17 protein-coding genes are annotated in these 23526 nt (G+C 70.1%); 7 read left to right on the forward strand and 10 right to left on the reverse strand.

Going from position 1 to position 23526, the window contains the following annotated elements; translation table 11 throughout:
• Nucleotides 1-69: 69 nt before the first annotated feature.
• On the reverse strand, nt 70-876 hold the full coding sequence (locus tag Pen02_RS00005; protein WP_203863793.1) for a S1 family peptidase: 807 nt from the start codon (nt 874-876) through the stop codon (nt 70-72).
• A gap of 141 nt (nt 877-1017) precedes the next feature.
• Entirely contained in the window at nt 1018-2910 is a 1893-nt protein-coding gene (locus tag Pen02_RS00010) for a VanW family protein (RefSeq protein ID WP_372445543.1), read from the reverse strand.
• A 389-nt stretch (nt 2911-3299) separates the two neighbouring features.
• Between Pen02_RS00010 and Pen02_RS00015 the strand changes: the two genes are divergently transcribed.
• The 3 genes from Pen02_RS00015 to Pen02_RS00025 all read left to right on the forward strand — a co-directional run bounded on the left by Pen02_RS00015 (nt 3300) and on the right by Pen02_RS00025 (nt 11176).
• The gene (locus Pen02_RS00015) at nt 3300-7682 is read left to right on the forward strand and encodes an ExeM/NucH family extracellular endonuclease (protein WP_203863794.1); all 4383 of its coding nucleotides are present in this window, start codon (nt 3300-3302) and stop codon (nt 7680-7682) included.
• Between the two features lie 141 nt (nt 7683-7823).
• Nucleotides 7824-8876 (forward strand): hypothetical protein, encoded by a 1053-nt coding sequence (locus Pen02_RS00020; protein WP_203863795.1) that lies wholly within the window; start codon nt 7824-7826, stop codon nt 8874-8876.
• A 284-nt stretch (nt 8877-9160) separates the two neighbouring features.
• On the forward strand, nt 9161-11176 hold the full coding sequence (locus tag Pen02_RS00025; RefSeq protein WP_203863796.1) for a cell wall-binding repeat-containing protein: 2016 nt from the start codon (nt 9161-9163) through the stop codon (nt 11174-11176).
• Between the two features lie 141 nt (nt 11177-11317).
• On the opposite strand, the gene murD is transcribed toward Pen02_RS00025, so the two are convergent.
• Nucleotides 11318-12697, reverse strand: coding sequence for a UDP-N-acetylmuramoyl-L-alanine--D-glutamate ligase (gene murD / locus Pen02_RS00030; protein WP_203863797.1), 1380 nt, complete (start codon nt 12695-12697; stop codon nt 11318-11320).
• Between the two features lie 189 nt (nt 12698-12886).
• Here murD and Pen02_RS00035 point away from each other — a divergent pair, with 189 nt between their 5' ends.
• From Pen02_RS00035 to Pen02_RS00045, 3 genes are all read left to right on the forward strand, one after another.
• Complete coding sequence (locus tag Pen02_RS00035) at nt 12887-13603, forward strand: TetR/AcrR family transcriptional regulator (RefSeq protein WP_203863798.1); 717 nt, start codon at nt 12887-12889, stop codon at nt 13601-13603.
• Nucleotides 13597-15330, forward strand: coding sequence for an ABC transporter ATP-binding protein (locus Pen02_RS00040; RefSeq protein ID WP_203863799.1), 1734 nt, complete (start codon nt 13597-13599; stop codon nt 15328-15330). The genes Pen02_RS00035 and Pen02_RS00040 overlap by 7 nt, the downstream gene beginning before the upstream one ends.
• Nucleotides 15331-15518: 188 nt before the next feature.
• A complete protein-coding gene (locus tag Pen02_RS00045) occupies nt 15519-17546 on the forward strand; it encodes an ABC transporter ATP-binding protein (RefSeq protein WP_372445544.1) in 2028 nt (675 codons plus the stop codon).
• Between the two features lie 117 nt (nt 17547-17663).
• Here the strand turns inward: Pen02_RS00045 and Pen02_RS00050 are convergent, their stop codons facing one another.
• From Pen02_RS00050 to Pen02_RS00060, 3 genes are all read right to left on the reverse strand, one after another.
• A complete protein-coding gene (locus Pen02_RS00050) occupies nt 17664-17855 on the reverse strand; it encodes a DUF397 domain-containing protein (RefSeq protein ID WP_203863800.1) in 192 nt (63 codons plus the stop codon).
• A gap of 78 nt (nt 17856-17933) precedes the next feature.
• The gene (locus tag Pen02_RS00055; RefSeq protein ID WP_203864281.1) at nt 17934-18125 is read right to left on the reverse strand and encodes a DUF397 domain-containing protein; all 192 of its coding nucleotides are present in this window, start codon (nt 18123-18125) and stop codon (nt 17934-17936) included.
• Nucleotides 18085-18903 carry a helix-turn-helix domain-containing protein gene (locus Pen02_RS00060; protein ID WP_203863801.1) on the reverse strand — a complete coding sequence of 273 codons (819 nt, stop codon included), beginning with the start codon at nt 18901-18903 and terminating at the stop codon, nt 18085-18087. Before Pen02_RS00060 ends, Pen02_RS00055 begins: the two co-directional genes overlap by 41 nt.
• Nucleotides 18904-19321: 418 nt before the next feature.
• Between Pen02_RS00060 and Pen02_RS00065 the strand changes: the two genes are divergently transcribed.
• Nucleotides 19322-19603: a flavin reductase gene (locus Pen02_RS00065; RefSeq protein ID WP_203863802.1), complete on the forward strand. Its 282-nt coding sequence runs from the start codon at nt 19322-19324 to the stop codon at nt 19601-19603.
• Between the two features lie 11 nt (nt 19604-19614).
• On the opposite strand, the gene Pen02_RS00070 is transcribed toward Pen02_RS00065, so the two are convergent.
• The 4 genes from Pen02_RS00070 to Pen02_RS00085 all read right to left on the reverse strand — a co-directional run bounded on the left by Pen02_RS00070 (nt 19615) and on the right by Pen02_RS00085 (nt 23401).
• Nucleotides 19615-20250: a PIN domain-containing protein gene (locus Pen02_RS00070; RefSeq protein WP_203863803.1), complete on the reverse strand. Its 636-nt coding sequence runs from the start codon at nt 20248-20250 to the stop codon at nt 19615-19617.
• Nucleotides 20247-21110 (reverse strand): ImmA/IrrE family metallo-endopeptidase, encoded by an 864-nt coding sequence (locus tag Pen02_RS00075; RefSeq protein WP_203863804.1) that lies wholly within the window; start codon nt 21108-21110, stop codon nt 20247-20249. Before Pen02_RS00075 ends, Pen02_RS00070 begins: the two co-directional genes overlap by 4 nt.
• On the reverse strand, nt 21100-21465 hold the full coding sequence (locus tag Pen02_RS00080; RefSeq protein WP_203863805.1) for a helix-turn-helix domain-containing protein: 366 nt from the start codon (nt 21463-21465) through the stop codon (nt 21100-21102). Before Pen02_RS00080 ends, Pen02_RS00075 begins: the two co-directional genes overlap by 11 nt.
• A gap of 265 nt (nt 21466-21730) precedes the next feature.
• On the reverse strand, nt 21731-23401 hold the full coding sequence (locus Pen02_RS00085) for a DUF885 domain-containing protein (protein ID WP_203863806.1): 1671 nt from the start codon (nt 23399-23401) through the stop codon (nt 21731-21733).
• Nucleotides 23402-23526: the final 125 nt, after the last annotated feature.

The raw sequence follows: 23526 nt of genomic DNA on the forward strand, positions 1-23526 counted from the left end.
TTTTCACCGATGATGTGCTGGTCGGGGGTTGGTCGGTTCCCACGACCCCGACCAACACACCCGGACCGACTAGCCGCCCAGGCTCGCCGCCGCCGAGATGATCGCCGAGGAGAAGTAGCTGACCTGGGTGTAGACGCCAGGGTAGTTCGGCCGCGCACACCCGTTGCCCCAGCTCACGATCCCGACCTGGACCAGGCCGCTGCCGCCCTGCCGGAACATCGGACCGCCGGAGTCACCCTGGCAGGTGTCCGTACCGCCGGAGAGCGGGCCGGCGCAGATCTCCTCGGCCGCGATGACGTCACCGTCGTACGACGAGGGGCCGTTGCAGACCGAGTCGCTGACGAACGGCACCGATGCCTTGAGCAGGTACCGCTGCTGCGCACCGCCCTCCCGGGCCGCGCCCCAGCCGGCGACGGTGAAGGTGCCGCTGTCGTACGCCGTCGAGGTGGCGATCGGCAGGGTGCTGAGCCCGGTGACCGGGCTGGCCAGCCGGATCAGTGCCCAGTCGTCACCGCTGCCGTTGTAGCCCGGCGCCCGGTAGACGTAGTTCGAGCGGACCTGGATCCGGCCGCTCGTCGACTGGAGGTCCACCACGCCCAGCGTGGCGGTGATGCTGGTGTTGCTCCCCGTACGCCCGACACAGTGTGCGGCGGTGAGGACCAGCCGCGGGCTGTAGAGGGCACCGCCGCAGCCCATCGAGAGTCGTACCATGAACGGGAACTCGCCCTGTGCGGCGCGGGTGCCGCCGACGACGAAGGGTGTGACGTCGGTGTTCTCCGGTGCGGCGCTGGCCGGAGCGGCCAGGGTGACGCCGCCGACGGCGACCGCGGCGAACGCCGCGGCGGCCAGGCGGGTGAGGGAGCGCCAACGAGCCATGGGGGTCCTCTCCGAGCATCGACGACGCGCCTTGTGGGCGCGCCTGAGATCACGATGCCGGCAGCGTATGGACCTCCATCGGTGTATCGCAATGTGCCGATGTCATCCCGGTTGTGTCATACCACCGGGCGACGGGACCGGCTAACCGCAGCTGTACCGGGGCTCGGCGAGGTACTTCCAGGTGAACTTCTCCCGCTTGATGACCTTTCCGCCCTTGTGGAAGAGCCGGAAGGCGTCCTGGGTGAAGCCGTCGATGCCGTTGGTCGGGATGCAGGACGGCCCCGGCTGGAGCTTGATCACCTTCGGCTTCGTGATGTTGCGGCGCGGGCTGTACTCCGTCGTCACCTTGTCGAAGACCTTGGTGCTCCAGATCGAGACCGTGACCGAGCTGGACGTGTGCGAGGTGTCGATGAGTACGCCGTGCGGGCTGTCGTTCTTGAACTTGAAGTCGAGGTCCGGCCAGAAGATGGTCGACTCGATGACCGCCGGGTAGCGGCTGAACCAGTACGAGTGCGGCTTGTGCTCCACGTCCTCCAACCCGGCGTAGTACGTCGCGTTGAACAGCGTGGTGGTGAACTGCGAGGTGCCGCCGCCGACCCCCGGCACCAGCTTGCCGTCCAGGATGACCGGCGCGTCCCGGTAGCCCTGGGCGTAGCCGCGCTCCCCGGTGTGCCCGTTCAGCGAGAACGTCTCGCCGGGCTTCACCACCGTGCCGTCCACGTCCCGGGCGATCGTCACGATGTTCTGGCTGCGCGCCGAGCTGAGGCCGCCGGTGAAGTTGGTGGTGAAGGTGGAGACCCGCTCCTTGATGCCCATCTTGTTGATGTCGTCGGTGGTCACCTTCGGCTCGACCGCCTTGAGCTGCGCGGCGACCGTACGGCCGTCGGCCTTCGGGAGTACCGCCATCAGGTCGCGGGCCAGCGCGGCGGTGTCCACCTGCGAGCCGCCGGTGCCGGCGACGACCTTCGGCTTGTTGCCCTGGATCGACATGGTGGCATCCTTCGGCTCCACCTCCACCTTGCCGAGCTGGCTCGGGAGCGCGGCACGGAGCTTCTTCTCGTCCACCCGGGGCGAGATCTTGCCCTTCTTGTCGGCGGTCAGCACCAGGCTCTTCGCGATCGCGGCCGGCGGGATGCTGAAGTTGCCCCGCTGGCTGGTCACCGTGACCGGGCCGGCGACCGCCGGCCGGGCCAGCTCGGTGACGAGCTTGTCGACCTCCTCGGTCGTGGTCGCCGGGTGCGTCTCGACCAGCGGCACCACCACGGCCTGCCCGCCGAGCCAGCCGTCCCGCAGCGCCTTCGCGGAGTCCTCGGCCCGGATTCCCTTGCTCGGCTTCGGATAGACCGGTCGGGGCGTGGTGCCGCTGAAGGTGATCGCCGGCAACGTCATCTGTGGCCCGGTCCGGCCGACGATTTTCCGTAGCTCGGTGTCGAGCTTCTCGGCGTCGACGGTGACCACCGGATCGGCCTCACGGGAGCCGAAGAGCAGCTCCCAGGGGCCGGGCCGGTGCGCCGAGGCCGCCTCGACGGTCGCCTCGACGTCCACCGCCAGGCCGACCTCGGCCGGCGTCACCTCGCCGGTCTGGTCGCCGATGCGTACCGGGACGGGGGTGGTGAAGGTGCTGGCCCGGGAGTCCAGGGCGGCGCGGAGCGCCTGGACCGCCTCGGCCCGGCTCTTGCCGCCCAGGTCCACGTCGAGCACGCTGGTGCCCCGGGGCACCTCGCCGGCGTACGCGTAGCCGGCCGTGGCGGCACCGCTGGCGACCAGCACGGCGAAGGCCGCCCCACCGGCGATCAGGACCCGCCGCAGCCGGCGCCGGGATGCCGGCTGTCCGGGGGCGCCCGGGGCGCCGGAGGCGTCGGGACGGGAGATCGGAGCGTCCCAGCCGGCCGATGCGGCGGTGACGGTCTCCGGGGTACCCCCGGCGGCGCCGACCGGTCCGCCGCCGGCTTCCTGTCCGACCGGCAGGGTCACGGCGGTGATCTGGATGGTGGGGCGATCCTCGGCGGGCACCGAGACGGCGGCCATCTGCATGGTCGGCCGCTCGTCGGCGGGCACCCTGTTCTCGCCGTACTGACTCACGGACACCTCGATCAGCGCGATGCGGCGGGCGGGGATTCGGCCCGGCCGGCAGGACCTTGACCGACTACGGTAGCCAAAACTCGACCAGAACGGGCAACGGGTCGGCCGGCGGCGGCCTGACCTCGTCCTACCCGTGCAGTGCCGGGACCTCGGAGTTGACCCGACCGGTGTGGACGGTGCCGGGGCGGCTGCGTCCCGGACCGAGCCGAAAAAGGTGAATGGTCCGATCTTCGGATGCGTTAGGACCGAACATCCATGGGGTTCCGTACACCTGGCAGATCTCGGTAAGCCACCGAGCCCGCATATGCTCCGACCGTCTACCCCCTATCGGAGGCAACTTGATGCGCCGGAACAGACGCGGACGCTCGCTCAAGGCGCTGGGCGTACTGCTCACCAGTGGTGCGCTCGGTGTAACCAGCGGAGTCGCGGCCTTCGCCGCCGAACCCGCCGCGACGCCCTTCCTCAGTGAGATTCACTACGACAATGTCGGTACGGATACCGGCGAGGCCATCGAGGTCGAGGCTCCGGCCGGTACCGACCTGACCGGATGGCAGCTCGTCCTCTACAACGGCAACAACGGTGCGCCGTACAACACCCGGACGCTCAGCGGGACTGTGCCGGCGGCCGGGGTGGTCGTCGCGACGTACCCGACGGACGGCATCCAGAACGGTTCGCCGGACGCGGTCGCGTTGGTCGCGCCGGACGGTACGGTCGCCGAGTTCCTCAGCTACGAGGGCGGGATGACCGGGGTCGGCGGACCCGCCAACGGGCAGGCCGCCACCGACATCGGCGTGGCCGAGGGCAGCGCCACCCCGGTCGGCCAGTCGCTCCAGCGGATCGACGGCACGTGGCGGGCCCCGGCACAGAACAGCTTCGGCGCCCGCAACAGCGGAGGCGGCGACCCGGACCCGGATCCGGACCCGGTCGGCTGCGACACCCCCGTCAGCCACACCATCGCCCAGGTGCAGGGCACCGGCGACGCGACGCCGCTGGCCGGTACCCGGGTGACCGTCGAGGGTGTCGTCACCGGCGACCACCGCACCGGCGGGTACAACGGGATCTACCTCCAGACCGCCGGCAGCGGCGGGCGTACGCCGGCCGCCGGTACCGCCTCGGACGGCATCTTCGTCTACCTGACCAGCAACGCCGCCAACCACCCGAGCGTCGCGCTCGGCGACCGGGTCCGGGTCAGCGGCAACGCGAGCGAGTTCAACGGGCTCACCCAGGTCAGCATCGGAGCCAAGACCGACGTGCAGGTCTGCGAGCAGGGAGTCGCGTTGCCGTCGCCGGTCGCGCTCTCGCTGCCGCTGGACGTCCCGGCCCGGGAGTCGGTCGAGTCGATGCTGGTCGCCCCGGTCGGCCAGTACACCGTCGCCGAGGTCTACAACACCAACCGGTACGGCGAGGTCGTGCTCGCCGCCGGTGACCGCGCTGCGGTGATCCCCACCGACATCGCCCGGCCCGGTACGGACGCAGCCCGCAACGCGGCGGCGGCGAACAAGCTGGCCCGACTGCTGGTCGACGACGGCCGGACCACCAACCTGGCCGACGCGGGCCTGCTGCCGCCGTACCTGGCTCCGGGCAGCCCGCTGCGGGTCGGCGACTCGGTCGAGGCGTTCGGGCCGACCGTGCTGTCCTACGGGTTCAACGAGTGGCGGCTCCAGCCGACCACCCCGGTCAGCGCGGACACCCCGCCGGCCGCCCGCACCAGCTTCAAGGTGACCAACCCGCGTACCCCGGCACCCGGCGACGTCGGCGGTGACCTCAAGGTCGGCGCGTTCAACGTGCTCAACTACTTCGTGCACTTCGGCGGCGACGCCCGGGGTGCCGCGGACGAGGCGGCGCTGGCCAAGCAGGAGGCGAAGATCGTCTCGGCGATCAACGCGCTCGGCGCCGACGTGGTCGCGCTCCAGGAGATCGAGAACTCGGTCCGGTTCGACGCCGCCGACCCGCAGAAGGCGCTCAAGCGACTCGTCGCCGCGCTGAACACCGCGGCCGGGGCGGGCACCTGGGACTACGTGCGTACCCCGGCGGAGCTGCCGGCCGCGGCCCAGCAGGACTTCATCACCACCGCGATCATCTTCAAGCCGGCCAAGGCGCAGCCGAAGGGCGCGTCCCGGTCGGTCAACGACGAGGCCGTGTGGTTCAACGCCCGGGAGCCGATCGCGCAGACCTTCACGGCCGGCGCGACCACCTTCACCGTGGTGGCCAACCACCTCAAGTCGAAGAGCAGCTCCGACTCGGCGACCGGCGACAACGCCGACAGCGGGGACGGGCAGGGCGCGTTCAACGGCGACCGGGTCCGCCAGGCCCGCGCGCTGACCGCGTTCGTCGACCGGTTGAAGACCGACAGCGGCAGCGACCAGGTGCTGCTGCTCGGCGACTTCAACGCGTACACCCAGGAGGACCCGATGAAGGTCCTCTACGACGCCGGGTACGTCGACCTGAACGACGCCGGCAAGGCCAGTTACGTCTTCGGCGGCGAGTCCGGCTCGCTCGACCACGCGGTCGCCTCGGCGTCGCTGAAGGAGCGGGTCACCGGCGTCGACGTCTGGCAGATCAACTCGCACGAGTCGTACGCCTTCCAGTACGACGGGCACCCGGCGTTCTTCGCCGAGAACCCGTACCGGGCCAGTGACCACAACCCGATCGTCGTCGGTCTGGAGACCGGGGCGACCGGACCGGTCGACCTGCAACTGCTCAGCGTCAACGACTTCCACGGTCGGCTGGAGTCGCCGGGCAACGCCCCGGACGGCCGGCCGGTCGGCGGAGCGGCCCAGGTCGCCGGCCTGGTCAACCAGCTCCGGGCGGAGAACCCGAACACCGCGTTCGTCTCCGGCGGTGACAACATCGGCGCCTCCACGTTCATCTCGGCGATCGACGAGGACAACCCGACGATCGACGCGCTGAACAAGATCGGGGTGGCCGCCTCGGCGGTCGGCAACCACGAGTTCGACAAGGGCATCGCGGACCTGACCGGCCGGGTCGCCGACCGGGCGGACTTCCCGCTGCTCGGCGCGAACGTGTACCGGGGCGACGAGCGGGCGCTGCCGGCGTACTCGGTCAGCACCGTCGGCGGGATCCGGGTCGGCTTCGTCGGCGTGGTGACCGAGCAGACCGGTTCGCTGGTCAGCCCGGACGGCATCGCCGGGATCAGCTTCCGGGAGCCGGTGGCCGAGGCGAACGCCGTGGCCGCACAGCTCAAGGACGGCAACCCGGCCAACGGCGAGGCCGACGTGGTGGTGCTGCTCGCCCACGAGGGCGCGGCGACCGAGAACATCAACTCGGCCGAGGCACTGGCGAACGACCCGGTCTTCGGGAAGTTCACCCGGGCGGACGCGACGATCGACGTCATCTTCAGCGGGCACACCCACCAGCCGTACGCCTTCGAGGTGCCGATCCCCGGCACCGACAAGCTGCGGCCGGTCGTGCAGGCGGAGGACTACGGCAAGCGGCTGGGCAAGGTCGAGCTGACCTTCGACCCGGCCACCGGTGCGGTCACCGCAGCCGACGCCGCGCTCGTCGACGTGGTCGGCGCGCCGCAGGACCCGGCGGTCGCCGAGATCGTGGCGGCGGCCAAGGCCCGGGCCCAGGAGCTGGGTCAGCGGCCACTCGGGTCGATCACCGCGGACATCAGGCGGGCCTACAACGAGGCCGGCAACGAGGACCGGGGCAAGGAGTCGGTACTCGGCAACTTCATCGCGGACGTGCAGCTCGCCGGTACCAGCGCGGCCGGCCGGGGCGGGGCGCAGATCGCGTTCATGAACCCGGGTGGCCTGCGGGCCGACCTGCTGCACGCCCCGGACGGCGTGGTCACCTACTCGGAGGCGTTCGCGGTGCAGCCGTTCGCCAACGACGTGGTGACGAAGACGTACACCGGGGCCCAGCTCAAGCAGGTGCTGGAGCAGCAGTGGCAGCCGGCCGGGGCGTCCCGGCCGGTGCTCTGGCTGGGTGTCTCCAAAGGGTTCAGCTACACCTACGACCCGGCGGCCGCACAGGGCGCCCGGATCACGTCGATGTCGCTGAACGGCACGCCGATCAGCCCGACCGGCAGCTACCGGCTGACGGTGAACTCGTTCCTCGCCTCCGGCGGGGACAACTTCGCCGCGCTGGCCGGTGGCACCGACCGGGTTACCACCGGTGACAACGACCTGACCATGCTGACCGACTACCTCGCCGACAACTCGCCGGTCACCGCCGACCCGGCGCCGCGTTCGGCGGTCGGGCAGCCCGGCCCGGAGTGCACCACGACGATCACCGGCCGGCACAGCCGTCCGCTGACCGTCTTCTCCGGGCTCACCTGCCTGGAGAACGCGACCGTCGGCGGTCCGGTGACCGTGCTGCCGGGCGCGTCGCTGATCGCGACCGGTGGCAGCATCGCCGGTCCGGTCACCGCCACCGGGGCGGAGCTGCTCACCCTGAGCGGTACCACCGTCTCCGGCCCGGTCTCGGTGGTCGCCGCGACCGGTGAGGTGCTGGTCGAGAAGGGCCGGGTGGGCGGGCCGGTCTCGCTCGCGCTGAACAGCGGCGGGGTGCGTCTCGACACCGTCAACGTCGGCGGCCCGGTCTCGCTGCTCGGCAACTCCGGCAGCGAGCCGCTGGTGGTCGCCGGCAACACCATCGGTGGACCGCTGGCCTGCGCGGCCAACACGCCGGCTCCGGGCAACGACGGCCGGCCGAACACGGTACGCGGCCCGGCGGCGGGACAGTGTGCCAGGCTGTGAAAGACGGTTTCAGTACGGACCGACAGTTGAGTTGAACTGACGCGACTGCGGGTCCGGGGCCGGTCACCGGTTCCGGACCCGCAGTCGCTTTTGTGGGGCGTTTCCGGGAGTGGGCCGTCCCGGGGACGGGGAAGGACGAGGGTGAGCGGCTACCAGCCCGTACCGCTGCCGAGCGGGGCCGCCGGAGTGCGCCGGGACGACCTGGTGGCCGGGCTGACCGGGTGGGTCCGGTCCCGGCCGCTGCGGGACCTGGTGGCCGCGTTCGGCGACGAGCTGCCGGACCGGATGGGCGCCGGCGAGCTGCTGGCCTGGCTGGACGACTTCTCGGCCCGGCACTGGGACTTCCGGCGCCGGCACGGTGCGGTCGAGCGGGACGAGGTGGTCGAGTCCGGTCTCGATCCCGCCGTCGCCGACCTGGTCCGGTCGGCTGCCGAGGCGCTCGGCCTGACCGGTCCGCGCCCCGTGCCCGAGCGGCGGTACGACCACCTGCTGGTGCTGGGCGGGCTGGCCCGGTCCTGCCTGCAACGGACCGGGTACGCCGCGCTGCTGGTCGGCAGCGGTGCGGTCGAGGTCGGCGAGGTTTCCGCGCTGGGCAGCTTCCGCCCGCTCCGCCCGCTCGAACTCGACCGGCTGCCCGTTCCGCCCGACGACCACCACCGACAACTCGACGGCGGACTCGAACCGTTGCCCGTCCCTACCGACGACCATTACCGACAGCTCGACGGCGGATACGAAGTGGACGCGATGGACGTGGGTGTCCGGGTCGGCTTCGGCTGCCCGGCGCCGGTCGAGGAGCGCCGCTCGGCCGGTGACGTCACCCACCGGTCGTGGTCGGTCGCGGTGTACCGGCCGGCGGTCGGGCCGGTGCTGCGGGTGCTGGCCGCACCGTCGACCGAGCCGGAGACCCGGCGGGCGCACACCTCCGACACGTACCACTTCTGGGCGGCGGAGGTGGGTCCGGCGGCCGGGGACCGGGTACTCGTGCTGACGTCGCAGCTCTACGTGCCGTTCCAGCACTGTGACGCGATCCGTACGCTGGGTCTCGGTTACGGGTGCGAGGTGGACACGATCGGGCTGGACCCGAGCCGACTGACCGGGTACGGGCCGGCCGAGCCGGTGGGCGCCGACCGGTACCTTCAGGAAATTCGGTCCGCCGTCCGGTCGATACGCAATCTGTTCTGCGTACTCGGATAATCACAATCCGGATAGGTGGCCGAGTGGTGGTACGGTAATACACCATCCCTTGTGGACGGCAAATCGGATTACTCGCCCGGACCGGTCCACATGGTGGCTTTCGCAGCAAGGAACCATCGGATCGTCGGGGTGTGACTGGCCTAACGGTCCGACTTGGTGCGGAAAACCGAAACGGGGCAGCGCGCCGAATAAAGGAACCCTTAAAGTAACTCGGGCGTCGCCCCACGGGGGGCCACCGTCCCTTATCTGGGCAGTGCGACGCGTACCTGTTGCGAGGAGTCCCCTTGCCTCCACGTTCTTTTTCCCGGTCGATGGCGCTTGCCTCGGCCGTCGCGCTCAGCGCCACCGCTGTTGTCTTCGGTGCCCCGGCCGCGCAGGCGAGCCACCCCGGCACCACCGACGGCCTGCTGAGCGCCAGCAACGGCACCAACACCATCCGGTTCAACAACGGGTCGACGCTCCGGCTCAGCAGTGGCGATCCGACCATCACCACGGTGAACGGCGCCGCCTGGGCGCCGGACGGCAGCCGGGCCATCTTCGCCACCGAGAACGGTGAGATCGCGACCCTCCGGCACAACGACGGTGCGAACTACTGGTGGGTCTCACCCCCTTCGCCCGAAGAGGGACCGGTCGAGTACCGCAGCCCGGTCTACCGGAGCGAGGGCATCGGCGTGCTCTTCGCGGCCAAGGAGGCCGGCTCGCCGTGGCGGATCGAGGCGCAGGTCGCCTCGGGCGGTTTCCTCCCGCGCCAGGTCACCCCGGCCGACGGGAAGCACTACTCCAACCCGGACTCCGGCCCCGGCTCGACCTTCGTCTACCAGTCGCAGGGCGGCGGCGCGGACGCTCCGTCCGGGACCTCACAGGTCGGCGTCTTCGACGGCTCCAGCTTCACGACGATCGCCGACGACGCCAGCAACCCGTCCATCTCGCCGAACGGCAAGAAGGTGGCGTTCGTCCGGGGCGGCCAGATCTACGTCGCCAACATCGACGGCACCGGCGTCGTCGCGGTGACCTCGAACGCGGCCACCCACGACCACCCGACCTTCTCGCCCACCGGCACCACCGTGGCGTTCGCCCAGGGCACCGGTGTGGCGACCGCGCTGGCGGACGGCAGCCAGGCGGCGAACCCGGTCCCGGTGGCCGGCCTGGCCGGCATCCCGTCCTACCAGCCGCGTCGGACCGACACCGTGGCCCGGCTCGCCGGGCAGGACCGGTTCACCACGGCGAACGCCGTCTCCCAGGCGCACTGGGCGACCGCGTCCGACCAGAACGACCCGCGCCAGTTCGCGGACGCGGTCGTGCTCTCCCGGTCGGACCTGTTCGCCGACGCGCTCGGCGGTGCGGCGCTGGCCGCCGCGAAGCAGGGTCCGCTGCTGATGACCCCGCCGACCGGGCTGAACGCGGTCACCGAGACCGAGATCCGGCGGATCCTGCCGGTCGGCAGGACCGTCTACCTGCTCGGCAGCCCCGGCGCGATCTCGACCACCGTGGAAAACCAGGTCAAGGCGCTGGGCTACCAGGTCGAGCGGCTCGCCGGCCAGGATCGGTTCAGCACCTCGGTGGCGATCGCCAACGAGATCAACCCGAACCCGACCTACGTGCTCGCCGCGACCGGGCTCAACTTCCCGGACGCGCTCGCGGCCGGTGCGGCGGCCGGCTCGTTCAACGTGCCGGGCAGCGGCCAGTCCGCGGTGGTCGTGCTCACCTCCGACTACACCCTGTCGACCGGCACCAAGAATTACCTCGACCGGGTGGCGGGGAACGGCTCCCGGGTCGTCGGCATCGGCCTCCAGGGCGCGCAGGCGACCGCGCCGTACAACCCGATCGAGATCTTCGGTTCCAGCCGCTACGAGACGTCCCTCTTCACCGCGTGGGCGTTCTTCGGTGGCACCAACCACGCCGGGCTGGCGACCGGGGTCGACTGGCCGGACGCGCTCTCCGGCGGTGCCCTGATGGCGACGATCAACGGTCCGCTGCTGCTCACCCGGGGCAACGAGTCCGCGCTCTCCTTCGAGCCGGAACTCTTCCTCGACGAGCACAGCGGCTCGCTCGACACCGCGCTGATGTTCGGCTCCGCCGCAGTCCTCTCGGCGGGTCAGCAGGCGCCGGCCGGCACCTGGATCAGCGGCCCGGGCGGGCACACCTTCGTGCAGAACCCGACCAACATCGGGATCGTCGACATCGACCGGGGCACGTCCAGCGCCCGTTCGGCGACGGCGGTCGACTCCTCCGGGGTCCGCACGCCGGAGCAGATCGAGGCGGCCGTGGCCGGGCTGAAGGAGCGGCTCGAGCAGCGGTAATCCGCTAGGGCAATGAAGAAGGGGCCGGTCGGTGGACCGGCCCCTTCTTCGTGTGTCGGAGCGTCGCCCCGCCCGGCTGTCCCGGCGATGGTTACCGCCGCTGGTGCTGGTGCTGGTGCTGGTGCCGGTGCCAGAAGAGTGCTACTCGGCGGTGTCCTGGATTGCCTGGCGGAAGACCCGGGAGCGGTGTGCGTAGTTGTCGAACCGGCCGTAGCTGGGCGCGGCCGGCGAGAGCAGCACCACCCCGCCGGCCGGCGTACGCTCCCGGCCGAGTCGTACCGCCTCGTGAAGGTCGTCGGCGGTCAGCGTGGTGATGGTGTGCAGGTCCTTGACCACGTCCAGGATCCGGGGACCGCTGTCGGGGATGCCGATCAGGGTCGCCACCACCTCCTGCTCGGCGAGGAAGTTCCGCAACGGGGCGTAGTCCACGCCACGGTCCTCGCCACCGACGATCACCGTCAGCGGACGACCGGCGTACGCCTCGATGGCGTGGATCGCCGACTGCGGGATCGTCGACAGCGAGTCGTCCACGAAGGTGATCCCGGACGGGTCCTCGATCGGGGTGAGCCGGTGTTCCAGCGCCGGCAGGGTCGCCAGGGCAGCAGCGAGCCGGTCCCGCTCGGCGAAACAGTCGACGCCGACCGCCCGCAGTGCGGTGAGCGCCACGCAGAGGTTCCCCTCGTTGTGCCGCCCGAGCAGCGGCAACGCCGTACGCGAGAAGAGGGGTTGGTCGCCGAGGCGTACCTGACGGGTGCCGTCGGGGTCGGCGGTCACCTGGAAGGCGGGCTCGGCACCGGGGACGCTGGCCGTGTTGGCGGGCAGCAGCGGCAGTCCGGGACGGGCGGCGAGTTCGGCACTGAGCCGGTCGTCCTGCGCGTTGTACGCCACCCACCGGGGGCCGTGCTCGACGAGGTTCAACTTGTGCCGGTAGTACTCCGGCTCTCCGCCGGCCCAGTCCAGGTGTTCCGGGGCGAGCGAGGTGAGCACCGCGACGTCGGGCGAGTCGGTCAGGTCGGCGCACTGGTACATCGAGAGTTCGAGGACGTACCGCTGGGCGGGGGGCAGGTCGAGCACGGGTACGCCGATGTTGCCGCCCATCACGTTCGGGTGGTCGACGGCGGTCAGCAGGTGGCTGATCAGGTTGGTGGTGGTGCTCTTGCCCTTGCTGCCGGTGACCCCGATGGTGCTGGCGGCGTGCTCGGCCATCCACAGCGCCGTGCCGCTGGTGATCGGTACCCCGCGCTCGCGCAGGCGTACCACCCAGGGGTGGGTCTCGCCGATCACCGGGGACCGGACCACCACGTCCGACCGGAGCAGGACGTCGAGCGCGGCGGGGCCGGTGTGCAGCGGGGCGAGTTCGGCGAGCCGGCCCGTCCAGGGCTTGGCGGCGTACGTCTCCCGGTCCATCACCGCGACCAGCTCGGCCGGCCCGACCGGGGCGATCGCGTCGATCGCCGCGACGCCCTCCCGGCCGGTGCCCCAGACCGCGACCCGCCGGCCGTGCAAATCCGCCAGCTGCACCTGACAACTCCCTCCGGTACGCGCGCCCAAACTCTAGTCCCGGGCCGTCCCGCTCCGGGTGGGGACGTCGACCCCGCTCCCCGGTCGGGCCTGTGCCAGCCGACCTGACCGTGTGAGCTTGGGCACCGGGACGACGGGAACCCGGAAAATCGGTTGTGAGTGAGTGGCTCACTCATTACTGTTGCCGCCGTGACTTCGCAGACCCCGTCCGGCCGGGCCCGACCGCTACCACCCGAGGAGCGGCGGGCTGCGCTGATCACCGCGACCCTGGCACTGATCACCGAGCACGGGATCAAGGTCACCACCCGGCAGATCGCCGAGGCGGCCGGGGTGGCCGAGGGGACCATCTTCCGGGTCTTCCCGCACAAGGACGGGCTGGTCCGGGTGGCCGTGGAGACCGCGCTCGACCCGGCCCCGCTCCTGGCCGAGTTGGCGGAACTCGACCTCGACATCCCGCTGCGGGAGCGCCTCACCAGACTGGCCGCGATCCTCCAGCTCCGGCTGACCAGCATCTTCAACCTGCTGCACTCCGTCGGCATGCACGGCCCGCCGGAGGACTCGCCGGCCGGCGGCGCGAAGCTCCACCCGCCGAACGAGCAGATCTACCAGGCCATCGTCCGGGTGCTGGAACCCGATCGGGACCGCTTCCGCTATCCACTGCCCGAGGTGGCCCGGCTGCTGCGACTGCTGACCTTCGCCGGCTCGCACCCCCGGATCACCGACAACGAACCGCTGAGCCCCGAGCTGATCGCCGCCGTGCTGCTGGACGGCGTACGAGAACCCGGGGCGGCGGACCCGGACCGACCGGCCGAGCCGTCCGGCCCGGACCACCACGCTGACCAGAACCCCAGCGGACCGGCCACGACCGGTTCCCGGGTCCCCGGTTCGAAGGAACATCGATGCTGAACCGACTACTCCGCACCTACCTCCGGCCGTACGGCCGACCGCTCACCGCCGTGGTGCTGCTGCAACTCGTCGGCACCATGGCCTCGCTCTACCTGCCCAGCCTCAACGCCGACATCATCGACAAGGGCATCGCCCGGGGCGACACCGGCTACATCGTCAGTACCGGCGGCTGGATGCTGCTGGTCACCCTGTTGCAGATCGCCTGCTCGATCGCGGCCGTCTACTTCGGCGCCCGGACGGCGATGAGCCTCGGCCGGGACGTACGCGCAGCGATCTTCCACCGGGTGATGGGTTTCTCCGGCCGGGAGGTCGGCCAGTTCGGCGCACCGTCGCTGATCACCCGCACCACCAACGACGTCCAGCAGGTGCAGATGCTGGTCGTGGTGACCTGCACGATGCTGGTCTCGGCGCCGATCACCCTGGTCGGCGGCGTGATTATGGCGCTGCGCGAGGACGTCGGCCTCTCCTGGCTGATGCTGGTCTGCGTACCGGTGCTGGTGCTGGCGATCGGGCTGGTGATCCGCCGGATGGTGCCGCAGTTCCGGCTGATGCAGACCCGGATCGACACCGTCAACCGGGTGCTCCGGGAGCAGATCACCGGCATCCGGGTGGTCCGGGCGTTCGTCCGGGAACCGTACGAGACCCGGCGCTTCGAGGTGGCGAACGAGGACCTGAGCGCCACCGCCCTGCGGGTCGGCCGGCTGACCGCGCTGATCTTCCCGATCGTGATGCTGGTGCTCAACGTCTCCAGCGTGGCGGTGCTCTGGTTCGGCGCGCACCGGATCGACGCGAACCAGATCCAGATCGGGGCGCTGACCGCCTTCCTGAGCTATCTGATGTTCATCCTGATGTCGGTCATGATGGCGACCTTCATGCTGATCATGGTGCCCCGGGCGGCGGTCTGCGCCGAGCGGATCATGGAGGTGCTGGGCACCGATTCCTCGGTCGCCGAGCCGTCGGCACCGGTACGCGAGGTCGGGCTCCGGGGCGAGCTGGAGCTGCGGGACGTGAGTTTCCAGTACCCGGGCGCGGCGGCCCCGGTGCTCCGGGACGTCTCGTTCCGGGCCAGGGCCGGCCAGACCACGGCGATCATCGGCAGTACCGGCGCCGGCAAGACCACCCTGCTCGGGCTGGTACCCCGGCTCTTCGACGTCACCGGCGGCGCGGTACTCGTCGACGGCGCCGACGTCCGCGAACTGGACCCGGACCTGCTCTGGGAGCGGATCGGCCTGGTGCCGCAGCGGCCGTACCTCTTCTCCGGCACCGTCGCCAGCAACCTGCGCTACGGCCGGCCGGACGCCACCGACGAGGAACTCTGGGCCAGCCTGGAGGTCGCCCAGGCCCGGGACTTCGTCGAGGCGCTGCCGGAGGGACTGGACGCCCCGGTCGCGCAGGGCGGGACGAACCTCTCCGGCGGGCAGCGGCAACGACTGGCGATCGCCCGCGCCCTGGTACGCCAACCGGAGATCTACCTCTTCGACGACTCGTTCTCCGCCCTCGACCTCGGCACCGACGCCCGGCTGCGCGCCGCGCTGAAACCGGTCACCGCCGAGGCGGCGGTGGTGATCGTGGCGCAGCGGGTCTCCACGATCATCGAGGCAGACCAGATCATCGTGCTGGAGGACGGTGGGATCGTCGGCGCCGGTCGACACGACGACCTCCTGGAAACCTGCCCGACGTACGCCGAGATCGTCGCGTCCCAGCTCACCGTGGAGGTGTCGGCATGAGCCGCCCGACCGGCCCGGCCGGCGACGGCGCCGTCCCGAACGGAAGCGGTGCCGCTCCGGCCACCGGCGGTGCTGCGCCGAACGGAAGCGATGCCGTGTCCAACGGGAGCGGCGCGATGGGCGAACAGCACGGACAGGCTGCCGGCGCCGAGAGGCGGCCGGCGGACGGCAACACCCAGGACGGGGCGATGAACCAGAAGACGAACCGGGCCACACCGGCCCGACTGCCCGGGGGTGGTGCCCGGGGCGGCCCCGGCTGGGCCACCGCCGGGATGCCGGCCGAGAAGTCGATGAACTTCGGCCCGTCGGCCCGGCGGCTGCTGGGCCTGCTCCGGCCGCACCGGGTCCAGCTCGTCGTGGTGATCCTGCTGGCGATCTCCAGCGTCGGGCTGTCGGTGGCCGGGCCGAAGATCCTCGGGTACGCCACCGACGTCATCTTCTCCGGCCTGATCGGCAAGCAGTTGCCGGCCGGCGCCACCGCCGAACAGGCCGCCGAGCAGGCCCGGGCGGCCGGCAACGACGGCTTCGCCGAGCTGCTGCTGAAGATGGACGTCATCCCCGGCACCGGCATCGACTTCGCCCGGCTCGGCCAGATCCTGCTGCTGGCGGTCCTGCTCTTCGTCGGCGCCAGCCTGCTGAGCTGGCTCCAGGGCTACATCCTGAACGGCGCGGTCCAGGACACCATTCGACAGTTGCGCTCCGACGTCGAGGCGAAGCTCAACCGGCTACCGCTGCCGTACTTCGACGGTCAGCCCCGGGGCGAACTGCTCAGTCGGGTCACCAACGACATCGACAACATCGCGCAGACCCTGCAACAGACCCTCAGCCAGTTGCTCGCCTCGCTGCTCACCGTGGTCGGGGTACTGGGGGTGATGTTCTGGATCTCGCCGCTGCTGGCCGTGGTCGCACTGATCGCCGTACCGCTGTCGGTGCTGGTCACCAAGGCGATCGCGAAGCGGTCGCAGAAGCAGTTCATCGCACAGTGGACGCACACCGGGGCGCTGAACGGCCAGATCGAAGAGGCGTTCACCGGGCACGAGTTGGTGAAGGTCTTCGGCCGGCAGCGCGAGGTCGAGGCGACCTTCGCCGCGAAGAACGACGAACTGTTCAAGGCGAGCTTCGCCGCCCAGTTCGTCTCCGGCATCATCATGCCGTCGATGATGTTCATCGGAAACCTGAGCTACGTGCTGATCGCGGTGATCGGCGGGCTGCGGGTCGCGTCCGGGGCGATGACCCTCGGCGACGTACAGGCGTTCATCCAGTACTCGCGGCAGTTCACCCAGCCGCTGACCCAGGTCGCGGCGATGGCGAACCTATTGCAGTCCGGGGTCGCGTCGGCGGAACGGGTCTTCGACGTACTGGACGCGGAGGAGCAGAGCGCCGACCCGGTGGCGCCGGCCCGGCTCGGCGAGCGGCATGGCCGGGTCGAGTTCGAGCACGTCTCCTTCCGGTACGAGCCGGAGAAGCCGCTGATCGACGACCTCTCCCTGGTCGCCGAGCCGGGACACACGGTGGCGATCGTCGGTCCGACCGGCGCCGGCAAGACGACCCTGGTCAACCTGGTGATGCGCTTCTACGAGCTGGACTCCGGCCGGATCACCCTGGACGGGGTCGACCTCACCGAACTGCGCCGGGACACCCTGCGCTCCGAGATCGGCATGGTGCTCCAGGACACCTGGCTGTTCGGCGGCACGATCCGGGACAACATCGCGTACGGCAACCCGGAGGCGACCGAGGAGCAGATCCTCGCCGCGGCGAAGGCGACCTTCGTCGACCGGTTCGTCCGCAGTCTGCCGGACGGCTACGACACGGTCATCGACGAGGAGGGCAACAACGTCAGCGCGGGCGAGAAGCAGCTCATCACGATCGCCCGGGCGTTCCTCTCCGACCCGTCGCTGCTGATCCTGGACGAGGCGACGAGTTCGGTGGACACCCGTACCGAGGTGCTGCTGCAACGGGCCATGGCCGCACTACGGGCGGACCGGACCAGTTTCGTGATCGCCCACCGGCTGTCGACCATCCGGGACGCCGACCTGATCCTGGTGATGGAGAGCGGCCGGATCGTCGAGCAGGGTACCCACGCGGAGCTGCTGGCCGCGCAGGGCGCGTACCACCGGCTCTACCACGCGCAGTTCTCCCAGCCGGTCGCCGACGTGGAGCCGGCGGCGGTGGCCGGGCCGGGCGGCGTACCGGCGGGTGCTCCTCGACAGCGCTGATGACGGACGCGTAGGACGGCTAGAGCCGGTCGGGGCACTCCGCCCCGGCCGGCTCTCGGTACCGTCCGGGCATGAGCGCGCGCCTGCGGGCAGGCACACGCTGAAAGTGTGTGATCGTCAGTGCTGCTGGCTTGCCAGGCTGACGAATGCCTGCCACTTCTCGGTGGTGAAGGTCAGGACCGGTCCCTGCTGGTCCTTGCTGTCCCGGACGAGTACCCGGCCAGGAAGGTTGTCGGCAACCTCGACGCAGTTTCCGCCGTTCTGTCCGCTACGGCTGGACTTGCGCCAGGTCGGCTGCTGGGTCGTCATATCTACTCACCATCATCGGAATCAGATGGGTGCTCAACACGAGTCCTGCCGAGCACGACTCGGCGGAGGGTGTGAACGTCAGCAGTGTTGGCTCGTCAGGCTGACGAACGCCTGCCACTGCTTGGGAGTGAAGGTCAGCACGGGTCCCTGCTGGTCCTTGCTGTCCCGGACGAGTATCCGGCCAGGAACGTTGTCCGCAACCTCCACACAGTCCCCGCCGCTCTGGCCGCTACGGCTGGACTTGCGCCAGATCGGCTGCTCGGTCTTCATAGTCATTCACCAACCTCAAGATCAGGTCTCTCGACTGGTCACGCGGGAAGGCGACCGCCGATACAGTCTGCCACGCTCGTTCCAGGCCGGTCACGCGAGTTGGTTCCGCAATCACTCTGCCTTCGTAGAAGTCCTCCAGCAGGCCGACCGCACCACTGCCTTCCAAGGTCGCCAAGGCGAACGACCCGCTACGGCCTGGATGCAGCCCGGCGGAGTCGGGGAGGACATGGACGAAGATGTTCGGCCGAGCGCCGGTGTCGGCGAGGTGCAGCAGTTGTTCTTTGGCTATCTCGGGAGGGCCGCATCGGAGTACGGCGGCGTCGATGATGAAGGCGAAGGCGGGGCGGTCGGCCCGGTCGAGGATCGCGGCCTGTCGCTCCAGTCGGTTGGCGACCCGTTCCGCCACCTCGTCGTCGGAGAGCATTCCGGTACTGGCGAAGATCGCCCGCGCGTACGCCTCCGTCTGTAGTAGACCGGGGATCAGGGTCGCCTGGAAGTAGCGGAGGATAACGGCTGTCTCCTCCACGTCCCGCCACGGACGGAACCAACTCGGACCCGGCTTGCGGTTCTTTCTGGCCTCCGCCGACAGTTTCTGGATCTCGTCGCCGGTGCCGAAGAAGGCGTCCAGGGCCGCCGCCGTATCCTGCTGCGGGGCCAGTCGGCTCGTCTCGAACGCCGCGATCAGCGACTTGCTGACCTGCACGGCATCGGCAACCTGGTCCTGGGTGACGCCCCGCTCGGCCCGTAGTTCTCTGAGTCTCACCGGAAGATTACTCACGTTCAATGCTCCCCTGAGGCTGAGTGCGAACCGGAGTATCCAGCGTTACTGCCCGCCGATTATCTTCCGTCACCGTCCGCTCACGGTCCAGGGTGGAATCCGACGATGTTGCCGAGCCGCCCTCGACTCTGGCGGGATCAATGCCCGCTCGGGCCGATTCCATCCGACCCCCGTCCTGGAGATAAGGGCGAGGACACGGCGGAGCAATACGGCCCTCGTCCCGCTCACCACTAGGAGGTGACTGATGCGTTTTCAGCAGGCGCAACGAATACACCGACGGGACTGGCGACGGCTGTGGCGGTACTGCCGATGCGGGGCCCGCTGGCGCTGCCCGGACGCCCATGCGTCGACGCCGCGCCGGACGATCAATCAATGGCCCGGGTGGAATCGTCCCCGGCAACACGAGCGGGCGTGACCGGTGATCGGGCCGCAGGAGCGGTGGTACCGCTTCGCCGCACGGCGGCGTCGCGGCACCGGCGTCCACGTCCCGCTACACCCGTCGTACCGCTGTCGTGCCTGCGGTGCCGCCTGGCCCTGTCCGCCGGCCCGGCTCTCCCTGCTGATCGACTTCCGGGGCAACCGGGTGGGCCTGATGATCTACCTCGCTGCACACCTCGCCCGCGCCCTGGAAGAACTCCCCGACACGCACCCCGCACTGATCGCAGGCCAGATCCTGCACTGGGTCCCCCGACGCCGCTAATCGCCGCGACCTCAGGAACGCTCGCTGTTGCCACGGTCCCAGAACGGCGAGACTAGAAGATTTGTCGTCTCGACTGGCGGTAGACCGTCGTCGAGACCGCGTAGCCGCTGGTAGATGTCCCGCATCGTGGTCTTGTCCGGAACGTGCTCGCTGCCGGCCGCACGCTCCAGGACCGTCAGCGTGCTTACCAGTCTGATCGATCCCACGGGGCGACCTTGAGCGCGAAGCCGTTGCAGTCGGCTCAACTCGGAGGTAGCGATCCGGGCCCCTGCCCCGTCGTCGATGAGTACCGCCGTCGTTCCGCCCGCTTCGGCGGCGACGACGGCATGCGCCACCACCATGATCTCGCCCAGGTCTCTCGGATGCCTCAGCCGCTCACGCATCGGTTGCTGAGTGATTCGGTGCACGACTGCTGCCAGTTCGGGTGTCTCGTCGTCGGAAAGTATCTCCAGCCAGCGTGGTGTCAATTTGCGCCAGACGGTGGCGGCAGAGCGGAAGCGCACATCCTCCCGGGACTTGCGTAGCACTTCGGCCCGCACCGTCTCCGGAGCGCTGAGCGGTCCGAGAACGCTGATGAGAAGCCGTTCCTTGTTTATCGAGAAGAAGTTTAAGCTAGGCCCGGCGTCGATGACCGGCCGCCGGCTCATCGTGTTTCTGTCTCGGCCGCCGGGTCCTCCTGGTCGTCCGGCGCGGTCAGGTCCGCGTCCAGGGCCGCCCAGTCAACGGGTACGTCCGGCAGTTCGGCAGGGTCGGCCCAGGCGATCGGACGTTCGACGGGCACGATGCCCACCTCCCGCAGTTCCGCCTCCACGGTTTCCACCGTGATACCGCGCAAGGTTGCGATGGCCTGCGCGGACAGCACACCCTCCGCATACCCCTTGGTCGCACGGGCGAGCAGTCGTTGCGGCGCTCTCTGCTTGTTCGAGTCGGCCCGCAGGGCGTGGTATTGGTCGATCCATCCGAAACGGACCGCCAACTGAGGCGTGGACAGGTCCATCCAGTCCACTTTCGTCGCGGGGTCGATGTATCCCGCCTGGTGCAGCGCGATAGCCGCGACTGCGGGCGACACCAGGAACCGCTGGACGACCACGGAGAGGGTGGACCGCGTCATCTGCTTACGGTCTCCGAGAAGTTTCCGCAAGCCGTCCACCGGCAGCAGCAGATTCCTGGCGAAGGCGTCGGCCCGGATCTCAGCCGGCGACCGGTCGCTCCAGTTGCCCGCGTCGGCATCCGCCCAGTCTCCGAACTGGATGTGGCCGAGCTCATGCGCAAGCGTGCTGCGTTGCCGCATCGGGTGCTGGCCGCGCGCGACGCCGATGAACGTGGTGTCGCGCTCCGGATCCCGCATCGTCAGGCCGTGCTCGTCCGGCCCCGCATCGAGCACGGCCACATCGATCCCGGTCGTCTGCTCGATGATCGCAATGAGATCACCCAGGGGTTGCACGCCCAATTCGTGCTCTTCCCGAAACTTGGCGGCGGCAGCCCGCCCCTCGGCCTCAGCGGTCACGGTTCTCCGCCGACATCAGATCGACTGCCGGGATTGCCTGTTCCTCCAAGTAGTCGTCCAGTTCCAGGAAGTGCAGCAGGGCCTGGTGCATCTCCTGCATGCGAGAGCCGTTGGTGGCCCGGGCCGCGCTCTGGACTCGGTCGGCCACTGTCCCGGCCCCGGTAAGTTGGGCCACCGTGTGCCCGGTCGCCCACGCGATTGCCACGATTTCAGGCATCTTCGCCGCGCGGTCACCGGAGATGATCCGCGACAGGGTGGACTGCGAGATGCCGGTCCTGTCGGCGAGGGCGCGCTGACTCAGCCCTGCTGCCCCTCTGGCGCGCTCGATCAACGAGCCCACGTCCGGCCTGGTCACACTCCACCCCCAAGCTCTGAATCATGATCCGACGATATGATTCAGTCTACCGGTCGGCTACGCACAGTGCCAGCCTTTGGGCAGCTTGACCAAGCCGGCCATCCACCCGACGAGTGCCGGAGTCAGGCCGAGCCGCGTCCGGCGACGCAGGGTCCGACAGCTCGTCGGGTCGGTGGACACGCCCTTGTGCTCTCTGCGCCGGCCGTTTCCGGCGAAGGCGTCAGGCGGTGAACTGCTGTCCGCACCGAAGCGGGGGCAACAGTGTTCAGATTCTGGTCAGTGCGGCGCGGAGCGGGTCCAGGCCGATCGAGCCCAGGTTGAGTGCGTTCCGGTGGAATTCCTTGAGGTCGAAGTCGGCGCCCTTGCGAGCCTTCGCGTCCTCCCGGGCCTGCAACCAGATCCGTTCGCCGACCTTGTACGACGGTGCCTGCCCCGGCCAGCCAAGATAGCGGTTCAGCTCGAAGCGCAGGTTCTCGTCCGGCACCCGGCAGTGCGCCCGCATGAACTCCCAGCCCAGCTCGGGGGTCCACCGCTCACCCGGACGGAAGCCGAACGGGTTGTCCCGGGGGATCTCCAGCTCCAGGTGCATGCCGATGTCCACCACCACGCGGGCGGCCCGGAACGCCTGCCCGTCCAGCATGCCCAGCTTGTCGCCGGGGTCGGCGAGGTAGCCCAGGTCGTCCATCAGCCGCTCGGAGTAGAGCGCCCAGCCCTCGCCGTGCCCGGACGTCCAGCAGAGCAGCCGCTGCCAGCGGTTGAGCAGGTCGGCGCGGACCTGGGTCTGGGCCACCTGGAGGTGGTGGCCGGGTACGCCCTCGTGGAAGACGGTGGTCACCTCGCGCCAGGTGGAGAACTCGGTGATTCCCTGCGGCACCGCCCACCACATCCGGCCGGGCCGGGCGAAGTCCTCGCTCGGACCGGTGTAGTAGATGCCGCCGTCGCTGGTCGGCGCGAGGCAGCACTCGATCCGGCGGACCTGCTCCGGGATGTCGAAGTGGGTACCGTGCAGCTCGGCGATCGCCTTGTCGGCCAGCGCCTGCATCCAGTCCCGGAACGCCTCCTTGCCGTGGATCTGGCGGGCCGGGTCGGCGTCCAGCGCCGTCACCGCGGCCTCGATGTCGGCGCCGGGCCCGGCGATCTCCGCGGCCACCGCGCGCATCTCGGCCTCCAGCCGGGCCAGCTCCTCGAACCCCCAGGCGTACGTCTCTTCGAGGTCGACCCGGGCGCCGAGGAAGTACTGCGAGGCGAGTTCGTACCGCTCCCGGCCGGCGGCCTGCTTGGCCCGGCCCAGCGGGGCGAGTTCGTCGCGCAGGAAGTGCCCGAACTCGGCGGTGGCGGCGGTGGCCGCAGCGGCTCCCCGGCGCAGTTCGGCGGCGAGCGCCGGGTCGGCGGAGAGCTGCTCGACCAGGGTGTGGAAGAAGTTGTCGCCGTCCGGGTCGGTCCAGACGTCGCACTGCTTGGCGACCTCGACGATCTGAGCCCGGGAGCTGACGTGCCCGGCCCCGGCGGCGGTACGCAGCGTGGTCTTGTACCCGTCGAGCGCGCCCGCGAACTGGCCCAGCCGGGCGGCGATGTTGCCGACCGCCTCGGCACCCTCGGTCGGCATCAGGTCGAAGACCTGCCGGAGTTCGTGCAGCCCGCTGGCGATGACGTTCAACTCGCTGGCCGTCTCGCCCGCGTCGTACCGGGCGAGTTCCAGGCCCAGCCGCTCCTGCATCGCCTCCTTGGCGGTGCGTTCGGCCTCGGAGTCCGGCTCGGTGGCGGCGAGGTCGGCGAGCGTACGCCGGGTCAGTTCGGCCTGGGCCGCGAAGCCGTCCGGCGAGAAATCGCCGAGTTGGTCGTCGTGGCCGCCGATGCCGACGAACGTCGCGCCGATCGGATTGAGCCGGGCCCACTCGTCGACGTGGCGGTCGGCCAACTCGTTGATTCGTCCCACGCCACGACCCTACGTGATCGGCGCACTTCGACTCATCCGTGATACGCGGGCCGTCGGGTCCGGGCCGGCAGGTGTGGTCCTGGACACGACGACCGAAAGTCGCGAGATTTTGTCGTACGGCTGCT

The organism is Plantactinospora endophytica (assembly GCF_016862915.1).
Classification (GTDB): Bacteria; Actinomycetota; Actinomycetes; order Mycobacteriales; family Micromonosporaceae; genus Plantactinospora; species Plantactinospora endophytica.